Below are 13,103 nucleotides of genomic sequence, written 5' to 3'. Positions count from 1 at the left end.
AGTGACGCCTGCGCCGCCGCGCGCGCCGCCGCGCGGCGCGCGGCCATCTGCGCGCGGATATCCGCCGCCAGCTTGTCGATGGCCTCGCGCGTGGCCTGCGGCATCTTGGCCTGTGCCATCATCTCGTCGGCGCGCGAGCGCTCGCCCGCGACCACCAGATACACCGCCAGATTGCCGAGCACCTTGCGGCTGTCCGGACGCAGTTCCGCCGCTTGCGCGAGCGGCACGCGCGCGCCGCTCGCATCGCCGCTGCACAGCAGCGCGAAGCCCAGGTCGCTCAGATAGAACGCTTCGGTCGGCGCACGGCTGACCGCCTCGCGCAGCGCCCGCGCGGCGCCCGCATAGTCCTTTCGCTGCGCCGCCACCAGCCCCGTGCCGTGCCAGGCCGCAGCGGCCTGCGGGCCGTCGAGCAGCGCGCCGTAAGCTTGCAGCGCCGCGTCGGGCTGGCCGGTCTCGCGCAGCGCGTCCGCCCGCAGGATGTCGATGTCGGGTGCCGATCCATACTGAATCCGGAACTGGTCGATATGCGCGAGCGACGCGAAATACGACCCCTGCTCCTGCATCTGCCGGATCATCGACAGATACAGTTCTCGCGAATCGGGCCGGGCCGCCCTGGCATTGGCCTCGTCGTTCTGCTGCGCCTGCATGAGCGCCGCGGCCGACGGTGCGCCGTAGCCGCCGATGCGCGGGCCGCCGCACGCCGCGAGCGCCGCGGCACACAGTGCGCCCAGCAGCGCGTTGACCGCCGCCCGGCCGGTGCGGCGCGCGCGGAGCGCCCCGATCCATCGTGTCTGAGGAGATAGGGTCACGGCATGGCCTCCATCGATTTGGCCAGCGACAAAAGCGCCGGCCCCGCCACCACCAGCATCAGCGCGGGCAGAAGCGTGACCATCATGGCGAGCGTCATCTTCACCGTCAGCTTGCCGATGCGCTCCTTCATCGCCTGACGCCGCTGCTCGCGCAGGCGATCGCTGAACTGCTGCAGCGGTTCCTGCACCGCGCCGCCATGCTGCTCGACCTGCACGATGAGACGAACCAGTGCGCGCAGATCGTCGTTGTCGTACACCTCGCGCAGGCGGCCCATCGACGCCTCGCGGCCACGGCCCGAGGCGTACTGGCGGTTGGCGTTCTCGAATTCCTTCGCGAGGATTGGCAGCACTTCGCGGAAATCGGACACGACCACATACAGGCTCTGATCCATCGACAGGCCCACGCCCTGCAGCAAGCGCAGCAAGTCGATGAGCAGCGGCAGTTCGTCGACCAGTTCGGCGCGGCGCTTCGCCGCCTTGCGCTGGATGTAGAACTTCGGCGCGAGCAGCCCGCCCCCCACCGCGCCGATCAGCCGCAGTATCGTGCCCAGTCCGCCACCGCCCGGAAACCAGAGCCACACGAGCACTGGCAGCACCACGGCCAGCGCCACGCGTGCGAACAGGAAAAGCGATTTGGCGCGCACGCTGTCGTAACCGCATTGCGCGAGCAGCAGGCGATCCTCGGCCGCGATGAGGTGCTGACCGAGGCGTGTCTCCGACCACCGCTTGCCGAGCGCCGCCGCGCGGTCGAACAACGCGCGCCAGCCGCGCCCGCCGCTTGCCATGTCGCCCGCTCCCTCATCCGGCAAGGCCATCGGCCCGGTCGCCGCGCGCAATGCGGCCAGCGCCTGTTGCCGGCGGCTCGCGAGCACCTGGTCGATGATGCGTTCACTGCGTCCCTGGCGCATCGCGCGCAGCAAAAGCGCCGAGGCGGCCAACAACAGCCCGGCGGCAACCAGCAGCAGGCCGAACATCATCCACAGGTGGGCGTCGGACGACAGAGAGGCGGGCAACGAGTTCATGGCGTGGATTCCCTCGCGCTCAGAGCGACTTGGCCAGGCGGTACAGCACGAAACCGCCGAATACTTCCAGCCCGAGGCCGACGGCAAGCAGCTTCTGCCCGGACGTCTCCTGAAACATCGGCTCGAAGAACTTCGGGTTGAGCAGCATCAGCACCGCGCTCACGAGGATCGGCAAGGCCGCCAGCACCCAGGCCGACAGCCGCGTCTCCGAAGAAAGCGCGTACAGTTCGGCCTGCGCCTGTTCGCGATCGCGCATGAAGCCGGACATGCGCGAGAGGATCTGGTCGGCGCGCCCGCCAAAGCGTGTGGACAGGTCGACCACGGCGGCAAAGAGATAGATTTCCTCGACCTGGTACACGCGCGCGATCTGCTTGAGCGCGACGTCCAGGTCCACGCCCGCTTGCACCTGACGCACGGCGCGCTCGAGCAATTCGCGCAGCGGCATGTCGGCATTGCCCGCGGCGGTCTGGAACGCCGCCGGCAGGCTGTTGCCGACGCTCAGCATGCGCACCATGCCGTCCAGAAACACCGGCAGTTGACGCACGATGTTGCGGTGCCTGCGCGCCGCCTTGAGCCAGTAGCGCAGCACCACGCCGATGGTATACAACAGGAGCACGACGATGGCCGAGAGCGGCCCCTGCCAGAGCCAGAACACGAGCCCGAGCGCCAGTCCCGGCACGATGAGCGTGGCGTAGAACGCCGGATCGGGCTGCACGCCGGCGCGCTCGAAGAAGAACTCCCACGGCAGCGACTTGCGGCGCGGCGCGCGCCTGGCCGCCGTCTCGCTCGGAGCGAAATGCGGTGCGTTCTGCGGTGCGTTCTGCGGTGCGTTCTGCGCAAGTTGCCGCTCGAGAAACGCACGGGTCGCCCGCTCCCTCTCGCGCTGGTGCGAGCGCCGCCACAGCTCCAGCCCTGCCGCGACGAGCAGCAATGCAATGCACAGGATCCACAGCAGGACGTGGTTCATCGCCGGCGTCCGAAGAAGCCGCCGCCCCCCGAGTCGGGCGGCGTGTTGCCCGGCGACGCGGCGGCGCCCGCATTGCGCGTGTGCTCCTTGTAGCGCTGCAGCTTGGGCGAGTGCGGCTGAATGCCGAGCGACACCCAGCGATCCTTCTCCTCGCCGTCCGGCCCCACGAACGATTCATGGCGATACAGTTCCTGCGTCGAGATTACCGTGTCGGAAACCCCGGTCACCTCAGTGATCGACAGTATCCGGCGTCGCCCGCTCGAGAGGCGGCCGATCTGCACGATGAAGTCGAGCGCGCTGGTGATCTGACGGCGCAGACTGCTCTCGCTGCCCTGAAATCCGGCGAATCCCGCGAGCATCTCGAGACGGTAGAGACATTCGCGCGGCGAATTCGCATGGATCGTCGCCATCGAGCCCTCATGGCCCGTGTTCATGGCCTGCATCATTTCGAGCACTTCCGAGCCGCGCACTTCGCCCACGATGATCCGGTCCGGGCGCATGCGCAGGCTATTGCGAATCAGGTCGCGGATCGTCACTTCGCCGGAGCCGTCGAAGCCGCCCTGGCGCGACTCCAGACGCACCACATGCGGGTGATTGAGCGAGAGTTCCGCGGTGTCCTCCACCGTCACGACGCGCTCGGTCGCGGGAATGAAGCTCGCCAGCGCGTTGAGCAGCGAGGTCTTGCCTGAGCTCGTCCCGCCGGAGACGAGAATGTTGCAGCGCGAGCGCACGGCCGCTTCGAGCAGGCCATAGATCTCTTCGTTGAAGCTGCCCAGCGCGAGCAGGTCGGACGGCTTGAGCGGGTCCTTGCGAAACTTGCGGATCGACACCACAGGGCCATCGACGGCGAGCGGCTCGATCACCACGTTCAGACGCCCGCCGTCGGGCAGACGCGCGTCGACCATCGGGTTGGACTCGTCCAGACGCCGCCCGATCGGCGCGAGAATGCGTCGCACGATGCGCAGCAGATGCTGGTTGTCCGAGAAGCGCAGCGCCTCGCGCGCCAGCACGCCGCGGCGCGACACGTACACGTCGTTGTAGCCGTTGATCAGGATATCTTCCACGGCCGGGTCGGCGAGCAGGTCCTCGATCGGACCGAAGCCGGCGAGCTCCTTCGTGAGCGCGTCCGAGATCTGGCGCAGTTCGGTCTCGTTGATCGGGATGCGCCGCAGGCGCACGAAGCCGTCCATCTCGAGATCGACGAACTGCTGGATGGCGCTGCGGCTCCAGCGGCCGAACTCTGCGCCGAGCTCCTCGATGCGCGCGAGCAGATGTTCGTGCGCCGCGGTCTTGATGTCCTGGAATTGCTGTGAATTGGCAAACGCGCGCCTGTCGTCGGCAAACTCGATGGAATCGGTCATGTCAGTGCTTTCCCATGAAGCGGCCGAGCCAGCCCGACGACTGGCGGTGCACGGCGGCGCCGGCGTGCTGCGCGGCGAGCAGCCGTTCGACGAGCGGCTGTAGCGCGCGCACGTATGGATCGCTGCGCGCGGTGTCGAGAATCAACTTGCCCTGATTGGTCGCCGAGAGCATGGCGAGCGGCCGGTCCGGCAGCGTGGCGAGCAGCGGCACGTCGAAGCGCTTGGCGATCTGATCGGCCGCCATGCCGTAGCGCGGGTCGTAGCGATTGAGCACGAGATGGAAATGGTGGCGCTCGACGCCGCGCTCCTCCAGATCGCGCAGCAGTGAGGCGAGCGACACGATCGCCCCCACGCTCTGGTCGACGACCAGCCAGACCTCGTCGGCCGCGCGCACCAGGCTCGCGACGAATGCCGGGTTGGAGAAGCCGCCCAGATCGGCCACGATGAGATCGAAGAACGCGCGCAGCCGATCGGTAAGCGCGAGCGCGTCGGCCGCGGCCACGGTGCGCATCTCGCCCAGGTCGAGCGGCAGCGGCAACACGGCCAGCCCGCTCGGCGCGTGCGAGACGGCCGTATGCACGAGCGTCTCGTCGAAGCGCCGCAGGTTCTGCACTGCCTCGGCGAAGCTGAACTGGCTCTGCGTGTTCAGATACAGCAGGCCATCGCCCGAGGGCAGCCCCAGGTCGAGCAGCGCCACGTGGCCGACCAGCGACGCGTCGAACGCGTCGCCCTTGCCGTCCGGGGCGCCTGCCTTCACCGCGCCCGCGTTGGTCGCGACGGTCGCCGCGGTCATGGCCTTGAGCGCCTTGGCGCGGGCGGCGCGCTCGGGCGCCGCGCCCACGCAGAGCTCCTGACCGAGCTGCGAGAGGTGTGCGGCCAGCGTGCTGCAACCCACGCCGATGCGCGCGCCGAGCAGCACCACGAAACGCCCGTGTCGCTGCGGCGAGGCAGACGTCGGCTCGGGCGTATGGTCGATCACGCGGCGCACGACGTCGAGCGCCTCTTCGTATGTCGAATGCATGTCGATGAAGTCGTGGACCCCGGCGCGCAGCGCAGCCTTCATGCCGTGCGCGTGCGCCATCGACCCCACCGCCACGAGCGGCAGCTTCGGCGCCACGCGCTTGAGCATCTGCGCGAGCTCGACGGCCTGCGCGATGCCGCCGTCGGGCGGCTCACCCGCGTGGCCGGCGGGCTCGCCCGTCTCGCCTGTCTCGCCCGAGAAGTCGAGCAATACGACCTGCGGATCGAGATCGCCGATGCGCTGCTGCAACTGCGCCGGACGGCCTGCCTCCTGCAGCACCACGCCCGCTTCACGCAACGCCGCCGAGAGCCACTGCCCGTGGCCGGCATGTGCGCTGCAAAAGAGAAAGCGGTGCAACTCAGTCATGGTGTCCAGTATTCGCGTCGGTGCGTTCATTTTTGCACTCCTTACTACCCTGCCCCATCCCGTGTCCGTTCCATTGCGTTGTGCTCCGGTCTGGCTTGTGTACGGCGTTGTCCCGCGCGAGGCCTCTGCGTGCCATCGTCGCGGCGCCGGTGTTGCGTGGGGGCTGCATGATTGCCGCGCTGCCCCGCCTTGCCGATGCTGCCCGCGGCTACCTGGAGAATCCCGGCAACTCGCTGTCGCTCGGCCCGCCCATGAGGTAGGCGCCCCACACCGGACCGACGCGCTTCTCGCGCGTGTCGCCCGGCAGCGGCATGGCCACCCCTCGCGCCACGGGCTTGACCAGGTGCGGCGTGACCACGATCACCAGCTCCTTCTCGGCGCTGTTGTACTTCAGGTTGCGGAAGAACGCGCCGATGAGCGGCAGATCGCCGAGCAACGGCACCTTGTCGACTGCCGCGGTCGTCGTGCGCGAGATCAGACCACCGATGATGAAGCTCTCGCCGTCGCCGAGCTCGACCGTGGTGTCGGCGCGGCGCGTCGTGATTGCCGGAATCTGGATCGAGTCCGTCACGATCGCATTCGTGTAATCGATGTCCGACGCCTCGGGCGCCACCTTCAGCGCAATGCGGTTCGGCGAGAGAATCGTGGGCGTGACCGTCAGGCCCACGCCGAACGGCTTGTAGACCACCGTGGTCGTGCCAAGCCCGCCCGATTGCGGCACCGGAATCTCGCCGCCGGCAAGAAAGCTCGCGCTCTGGCCGGAGAGCGCCACGAGCGTGGGTGCGGCGAGCACGCGGCCCAGACCGTTCGATTCGAGCAGGTCGATCTCGGCCGACATACTGAACGCACCGCGCGTGATCGAGCCGAAGAACGAACCGAAATTCGTCACGTTGCCCGTGCCGCCGCTCGCGCCGCTGCGAAACGCCGAATTGAGCGACGAAGCCACCCCGAAGCTGCCCGAGCCGGTCTTCTTCGAAGCACTGAAGCTCGCACCCAGCTGATTGAGCGTGTTGCGATTGACTTCCACGATCTTCACGTCGACCTGCACCACGCCGGTCTCGCCCACGGTGGAGCGATCGACGACCACGCCGCCCTTGCCGCCAGCGTCCACCGCCGCCGCCTGCAGGCCGCTGTGCTCGAGAACCGTATTCGCATGGCCCCGGATGATCGCGGCGTTGCCGCGTGCGTCAACGGACGCCGTACCGGTGTCGCCGAGCGCGCCTTGCAGGTCCCCGGTCACACGCACTTCCCAGCGCACGGGGTCGAGACCGCGCGGCCACGCGGCGACCTGCGTGGTGCCGGCCTTCTTGCCGACGAGCAGCACGGTGCCGCGCCGGCCGCCCGAGCCCTTGAGCACGACCACGTCGGCGACCGCCGGATCGGCCACCGCAACGCGCTCCAGGGCGCCCGGCACCGGCAGCTCGCGCTGCTCGTGCACGCCGATCGTGAGCGAGCGCGTGCCGCCCGACGCGGAACGGGCCGGATCGGCCGCGTCCGCGAGCCGCACCGCCACCGTGGCTGCACACGCGAGCAGCGCAGCGAAGCACAACAGCATTCCCTTGACGCGTCCGGTCTCTCGTGTGGCGCTGCGAACCTGGCTTCTGATCATGGCGTGGCGTATCGGTCACTGTGTCGGTTAAATGGCACGGCGCCTGGGGTCTGGCGTCGCCTCGGTGGCTTGCGTGTCAGTAAGCGGCGCTCGTGCGTTCGGCGCCGCGCACCACTTCGATCATCCCCCCGCCTGCGCCGCCCGAGCCGTTCCGCGGCGCTCGCTGCGCGCCCGCCGGCCGCACCGGCGCACCGGCGAGGCCCGTCGCGGCAATTCCGGCGTAAGCCTGGTTCTCCGGCGCATCGAGCGCCGTCCTGTCGTCCGCCTTCAGGCCGGGCTTGCCGGCGAGCACCGGCGGCGGCGGGGTGAACAGCGTGGTGTCCGGCGTGGCGTCGTCGCCCGGATTGCGTAACGCGAGCATGATCTTGCCCTGCTGCATGCCGAGCACCACGCGGTTGACGTCGGCCACCGGCACCGCGACCACGGCCGCCGTCGCGGGCATGGGCGCCTGCACGTTCACATTCTGCGGCGGGGGCGGCGGCGCACTGCCTGCCGCCGCCTGCACGGCGGAGGCCACCGACGGCGCGGCAGGCGGTGGCGTCACGTCGTCGAGCGACGCGCTGCCGTAGCTCAGCACACGCACCCGCGAAGCGAGCAGCCGCGATTGCGTATCGTCGGCCAGACCGACTGCCGGTCCGGGCGCCTGGTTGGTCTTCATCGTGAAGAACACGTCGACGTAGTCGCCGGGGCGGATACGATTGCTCACGCCGACGGTCTCCGTCACGGGAATGGCCACGGCGCGCTCGCTGGGGGCAAGCTGCATGGCAAGGCCGCGCGCGAGCGTGTTCTGCGTGACGGGAACGCCGGCGGCGAGCGCCACGAGCGGTACGCGACCGATGACGTCGGCCGGGTTGGCAAAGCCACCGGCGGTCTGGCTGTCGAACTGCACGAGCTTCACGCCATCGGCGCGAATCGGTTGACCGGCGGGGAGCGTCCTGGCCGCCACCACGGCCGGATAACGTTGCGTGAGTGTCTGCGCGAGCGGCGACGGCGCGGCTGCCGGGGCCGGCGCATTCGACATGCCCAGCCGCAACGCGAAGAGCGCCAGCAGCACCCCGGCGACGACGAGCACAGCGGCGAGAATCTTGGTGGCTTTGTTCATGGCTTGAGGCCTTGCGGCCGTTCACTCACAACTTGCAGGACGCCGGCGAGCCGGCGGCATAACAACCTGGCAAACGCTCACTGCAACCTTCTGCGCATTCTCCGGTGCTTTAACTGCCCCCCAGCGTGGACGTGTCGAGCGTGATCGCCGCCGTGCCGACGACGTATTGCGGCACCAGCTGGCCCAGCCCCGGCCAATTGACGGTCATCGGCTGAGTCAGCGTGAGCGTCACATGTACGATGCACTGCGAACTGCCGGCCGAGGCACCCGATGTCGGACACGGATACGTGCTGTCGGGCGTGAAGCTGGTGCTGACGGCCGACACCGACGGCCATGTCAGCGTATTCGTGATCGCCTGCGTGGCGTAGGTCTCGCGCTGCGACATGGTGCCCTCGCGCAGCATCGCGCGGCCGGCCTCCGAGGCGGCCTGGGTGAGCATCTGGCGAGCAAGGATGGTGATGGAAAAGGCGACGGCGACGTAAAACGCGGGCAGCAGGATCATCAGGATCAGCATGAATTCCAGTGCCGCGACGCCGCGCGCGCGCAGCCCTCGCAACCCTGATTCCGCCCGTGCCCCAGACCGCCTCATGACGATACCCCCCGTCGCGCACGGCGCGCCTGGCCGTGTCTGGCGACGCATTGATCTCGTTTCATCTGCGCGGCGTCGCCCGCGCCTCCCATGTTTTCGGTGCTACTTCGGTAGCACTCGTGGCGCCCCGGGCGTGCCCCTGCGCCGCCCGACGCCCGTTCGTCTCAAGCCGTCGTCTCAACCTGCAACATCGATCGCGCCTAGCGCACCACCAGCGCCGCTGCCGCCAGATAGGCCCCATACGGCAGTCCGACACGCCCTGCACGCCACTGCAAAATCCGCTGCCACACGCGCCGGCTGGCGAGACCCTCGCGCCAGCGCGCCAGCCACTTCATGCGAGCCGCGAGCAGCACCAGGGCATGCGCGCCGGCCGCCACGCTCGCCAGACACCAGACCGGCAACAGCGCCGGGTAACCTGCGACCAGCCCAATCAACGCGAACAGCTTCACGTCGCCGGCGGCCATCACGCCGCGCCACCAAAAAGGCAGCAGCGCGACCAATCCCAGCAGCGCCCCCAGTCCGTGGATCCGGATCGCGCCCGGCTCGCCGTGCCACGCGCGCCAGCCGATCCACGCCAGCGCGAGCGCCCCGACGCATAGCAGCCAGGCGTTCGGGATGCGGCGCGCAATCAGGTCGGTAAGTACGATCGGTACGCAAAGCAGCCACAACAACGTCAGCATGCGCGTCTCGCTCAGTGCGAGGTGGCCGACGTTGCCGCCGACGTCACCGTGCTGAACGCACTCGAGAGCACCGCGCCCAGTCCCGTGAAGACGGTGGCACCGATGACGAGCGCGACGATGGCCGCAAGAATGCCGTACTCCAACGCCGTCACACCCCGCTCGCGGGATGGCCGGCGTGGTGAAGCCGCTGCCCTTGTTCTCATGGTTCGCATGGCCTGCATCCTCGCGAATACAGCATCCCGATCGTTCCGAACGATGCCGCCGCCCACGCGACCGGCATCCGTCCCCCTGTTATCCGGCCTGCCCGCCGGTCGATCCATCGACTGCGAACGTCGCACCGTCTTGTTCTGTGCTTGCGCGAGTGCGCGGGTCATGGCGCCGCAACGTGTCGCGACGGGCACCGGCACGCCATGAATGCGCCGCCCATGCATCGACTGCCCGCGCGTGACGCGCCTGTCACGCGCCTGTCACGCGCCTGCTGCCGTCACCGCCGCCTGGATCTTGGAAAAGACGGAAGAGAACGTCGTGTTGAGACTTCCGAAAACCGTGCCGCCAATGACGATGGCAACGATCGCCGCGAGAATGCCGTACTCCAGCGCAGTCACCCCGCGCTCGTCGCGTGCAAACAGTCGAATACGATTGCCGAGTTTCATGTCTGTCTCCCTCAAAAAGGCGTATCACGCCCATTGGCACTCGCGGCCCGCCGTCATCACGGACGTCCGCCATATCGCTTATCAACTCTGGACTTCGACCCCGGGTTCGTTGCGCAGCAAGGCTTGCGAACCTCTTTTGCTCTGGACGCCACATTCTCTTTGCCTCTCGGATCAGAATTTTTGGCGGCGTCCCATTTCTTCCGATGCTAATTTAAACTAAAACGCAAAAACTAGAGTCATGCTTCCAATCGCCCCGGAGAATGTAAGAAAACGTTACAGACGTTGCTCAAACAATACTCCAAAACAAGCTTGCGCAACGCACGCGAGGGAAAACCATGATTCGCATGCCGCAACATAACGCTCTGCGGTGCATGCAGCGCTTATTTAAATAACTATTCATCCATTTGGACGGTGTGATGTTTCGTCGCGCGAAGGAAAGCGGCAGCACCGTCATGGAGTCGGCGTTACTCACGCCAACAACCATTGCGCCGCGCGCGCCCGCGCCGGTTGCTCCGTCGGTTCCGCAGCAGCGTGTCGCCGTGCTACCGGTGTTGCGTCGTGTTATGCCGTGTTATGCCGTGTTATGCGGCGCGGCGCGATGCAATGTCATGCCGCGCTATCTCCACGCTAACGCCCACCTTTCGCTTGATTTCCGAATCCGCGCGAGCGCCGGCCTGGCGCTGCTTTAAGGCGCTTAAGCACCGTATTACTGTCTGCCGTCGATTTGCAATTGCCCGACATTACATGGATTAAGGGAAGCGGATACTGCAACTGGAATCCGCCGATTTGCTCGTCGATCGCGGACGTCACGAAAATCGGTTTTACATGCCGATTCCCGACCGGGCGTTACGTAACGTCACCCGTAACGCGCCCCGTAACGGGAACGGAATTCATGCCGGAACGCCGGTTTTTTTGATGGCGTTAACCCTGATTTTCAACACCCCCTCCCCTTCGCCGATCTCTCGATCGGAAAGATTCTTGTTTTCCAAAACGCAAATAAATACAGGCTTCTCGGGCAATCGAACAAAAAACTAGAGCAGTTATTCGGTCTCGCGCCCGGCGCTTGGCACACCTCTTGCGGATACCCCTGCAACGCAACGCTGAAGATCACCGGGGGACACCATGATCATTGGCAATACCAAGCAATCGACGCCGCGCCCTGTCGCCGTCGCGGCCGAGCGGCAACGCGTCGCTGCCGCGCAGCGCGGCGCCGCGCCCGAGAACGATCGTAGAGGCGCAAGCCCAGGGAGGGGCGGTGCACAAGGCGGTGGCGTACGCGCCACCGCCACACCGTTCGACGCCGCCGACGTTCGCGACGTCGGCCACACGAATTCGGGCCGTGCGATGACAGGCCCCAACAGCGCTGATGTCGACGCGCTTCTGTTCGCACTCATCGCACAACGCATGGACGACCGGCTGGCAGCACACGCCGTGCTCGCCTGACCACGCACAGACCAGAGGAAAACATCATGAAGAACATCCAACGCAACCTTCTCGCATCCGCCTGCCTTCTTGCCGTCATCACGATGACCGGCTGCGCCAGTTCCGGTTCGGGCGGCACCAGCGGCTCGCTTGGCGACGGCGGCGGCAGTGGCACGACCGCCGGCACGGGCGGTGGCGGCGGCACCGGCGCAGGCACGGTGCCCGACGGTTCGGGCAATGGCGGCGGCACCGGCGGCGGCACCGGCGGCGATGGAAGCGGCAACGGAAATGGCAACGGGAACGGGAATGGCAACGGCGGCACGGGCGCCGCGACCAATCCGATCGGCACGGTGGCGGCGACGGCGAGCACCGGCGTCGTCACGCAGGTCGGCAAGACGGTCAGTGACCTGGGCACCACGCTCGCCGGCACGCAGTTGCCGCTCGTGAGTTCGCAAACGCAAAGCGGCCTGGCCGGCGCCGCGGTGTCGACCGGCAACGCCGTGCAGACGCTGGGCAACGGTCTGACGAACGGCCTTGGCAAGCTCGGCTCGGTGAGCGACCCGCTCAACCCGACGCTCGCCAGCGTCGGCGGCGCGGTCACGAACCTTGGCACGGCTGGCACGCAGCTGGGCAGCGCCGTTGCCGGCCTGGGTCAAACCGGCCCGCTCGCCAACACGCCGATCAACGGTGTGACGACGCTGCTCGGCGGCGTGGTCTCCTCCGTCGGCAAGGCGGGCGAAGCGCTTGGCGGCGGCCTCACGCAAACCATCACAAGCGCTCCCGTGCAACAGCTCACGACAGGCCTGTCCTCGGCCATCACGCCGATCACGAACGTGGTGACCAACACGACGCAAACGCTGGGCAACGCCACGGGCCTCGGGGCGCCAGTGGCGGGCCTGCTCGCGAAAGTCGGCGGCGGCCTCGCCGGCGTGGGCACGAAGATTGGCGGTCAACTCAACAACCCGATCGCGGCCGATATCGGCGGCATCGTCAAGGGTGTCGGCAATACCGTCGCCAGCCTCGGCGGCGTGGTCCACGGCACGCCCACGAGTGCCAACCCGCTCGCACCGATCACCTCGGTTCTGGGTGGCCTGGGTGGCTTGGGTGGGCTGGGCGGCACCGGCGGCGCGGGCGGTGCGGGCGGCAATCCGCTCGCGCCCGTCACCAATCTCGTCGCAGGTCTCACCGGTTCGCTGGGCGGCGCCGCAGGTGGCAACTCGGGCGGCAATCCGGGTGGCAATCCGCTCGCCCCGGTCACGAATCTCGTCTCGGGCCTGACCGGCGCGCTCGGTGGCGCCACGGGCGGCGGCACGTCGGGCACCAACCCGCTGGCGCCGGTCACGAATCTCGTCTCGGGCCTGACCGGCGCGCTTGCGGGCGGCGCCTCGGGTAGCACGGGTGGCGCGGGTGGCGCGGGTGGTGGCGGCGGATCGGCCGCCGGTGGTGTGCTCGCCCCGGTGACCACGCTGCTCGGCTCGGTGACGGGCGCCGTGGGCGGCGCC

General features: G+C 68.0%; 12 protein-coding genes and 1 pseudogene. 2 read left to right on the top strand and 11 right to left on the bottom strand.

The genetic code is table 11. The features are described 5' to 3' along the window. The 11 genes and pseudogenes from PNO31109_RS21530 to PNO31109_RS21480 form a co-directional block, all read right to left on the bottom strand. A partial coding sequence (locus PNO31109_RS21530) for a tetratricopeptide repeat protein (RefSeq protein WP_150557483.1) occupies positions 1-809 on the bottom strand: 809 nt, incomplete at its 3' end. Continuing rightward, a complete protein-coding gene (locus tag PNO31109_RS21525; protein WP_150557482.1) occupies positions 806-1,831 on the bottom strand; it encodes a type II secretion system F family protein in 1,026 nt (341 codons plus the stop codon). The genes PNO31109_RS21530 and PNO31109_RS21525, both read right to left, overlap by 4 nt. A gap of 157 nt (positions 1,832-1,988) precedes the next feature. After that, positions 1,989-2,345 (bottom strand): annotated as a pseudogene (locus tag PNO31109_RS22415) (type II secretion system F family protein); the annotation flags it as partial. A 449-nt stretch (positions 2,346-2,794) separates the two neighbouring features. Next, positions 2,795-4,159, bottom strand: a complete 1,365-nt coding sequence (locus PNO31109_RS21515) for a TadA family conjugal transfer-associated ATPase (RefSeq protein WP_150557480.1) — start codon at positions 4,157-4,159, stop codon at positions 2,795-2,797. Between the two features lies 1 nt (position 4,160). Beyond that, entirely contained in the window at positions 4,161-5,546 is a 1,386-nt protein-coding gene (locus PNO31109_RS21510) for a CpaE/TadZ family protein (protein ID WP_150557479.1), read from the bottom strand. A gap of 208 nt (positions 5,547-5,754) precedes the next feature. Beyond that, positions 5,755-7,101 (bottom strand): type II and III secretion system protein family protein, encoded by a 1,347-nt coding sequence (locus tag PNO31109_RS21505; RefSeq protein WP_150557486.1) that lies wholly within the window; start codon positions 7,099-7,101, stop codon positions 5,755-5,757. 130 nt (positions 7,102-7,231) lie between these two features. After that, on the bottom strand, positions 7,232-8,257 hold the full coding sequence (cpaB, locus tag PNO31109_RS21500) for a Flp pilus assembly protein CpaB (protein ID WP_150557478.1): 1,026 nt from the start codon (positions 8,255-8,257) through the stop codon (positions 7,232-7,234). 109 nt (positions 8,258-8,366) lie between these two features. Then, the gene (locus tag PNO31109_RS21495; RefSeq protein ID WP_277396695.1) at positions 8,367-8,846 is read right to left on the bottom strand and encodes a TadE/TadG family type IV pilus assembly protein; all 480 of its coding nucleotides are present in this window, start codon (positions 8,844-8,846) and stop codon (positions 8,367-8,369) included. 200 nt (positions 8,847-9,046) lie between these two features. Beyond that, positions 9,047-9,526 carry an A24 family peptidase gene (locus PNO31109_RS21490; RefSeq protein ID WP_206111464.1) on the bottom strand — a complete coding sequence of 160 codons (480 nt, stop codon included), beginning with the start codon at positions 9,524-9,526 and terminating at the stop codon, positions 9,047-9,049. 11 nt (positions 9,527-9,537) lie between these two features. Next, positions 9,538-9,678, bottom strand: coding sequence for a Flp family type IVb pilin (locus PNO31109_RS21485; protein WP_306440564.1), 141 nt, complete (start codon positions 9,676-9,678; stop codon positions 9,538-9,540). Positions 9,679-9,993: 315 nt separating this feature from the next. Beyond that, complete coding sequence (locus tag PNO31109_RS21480) at positions 9,994-10,179, bottom strand: Flp family type IVb pilin (protein WP_150557476.1); 186 nt, start codon at positions 10,177-10,179, stop codon at positions 9,994-9,996. A 1,122-nt stretch (positions 10,180-11,301) separates the two neighbouring features. On the opposite strand from PNO31109_RS21480, the gene PNO31109_RS21475 reads away from it, so the two are divergent. Both PNO31109_RS21475 and PNO31109_RS21470 read left to right on the top strand, forming a co-directional pair. Then, on the top strand, positions 11,302-11,622 hold the full coding sequence (locus PNO31109_RS21475; protein ID WP_150557475.1) for a hypothetical protein: 321 nt from the start codon (positions 11,302-11,304) through the stop codon (positions 11,620-11,622). A gap of 26 nt (positions 11,623-11,648) precedes the next feature. Next, on the top strand, positions 11,649-13,103 hold a 1,455-nt coding region (locus PNO31109_RS21470), incomplete at its 3' end, for a collagen-like triple helix repeat-containing protein (RefSeq protein ID WP_150557474.1).

Source organism: Pandoraea nosoerga (assembly GCF_902459585.1).
Taxonomy (GTDB): Bacteria; Pseudomonadota; Gammaproteobacteria; order Burkholderiales; family Burkholderiaceae; genus Pandoraea; species Pandoraea nosoerga.
This window is presented reverse-complemented; position numbering and strand designations above follow the sequence as displayed.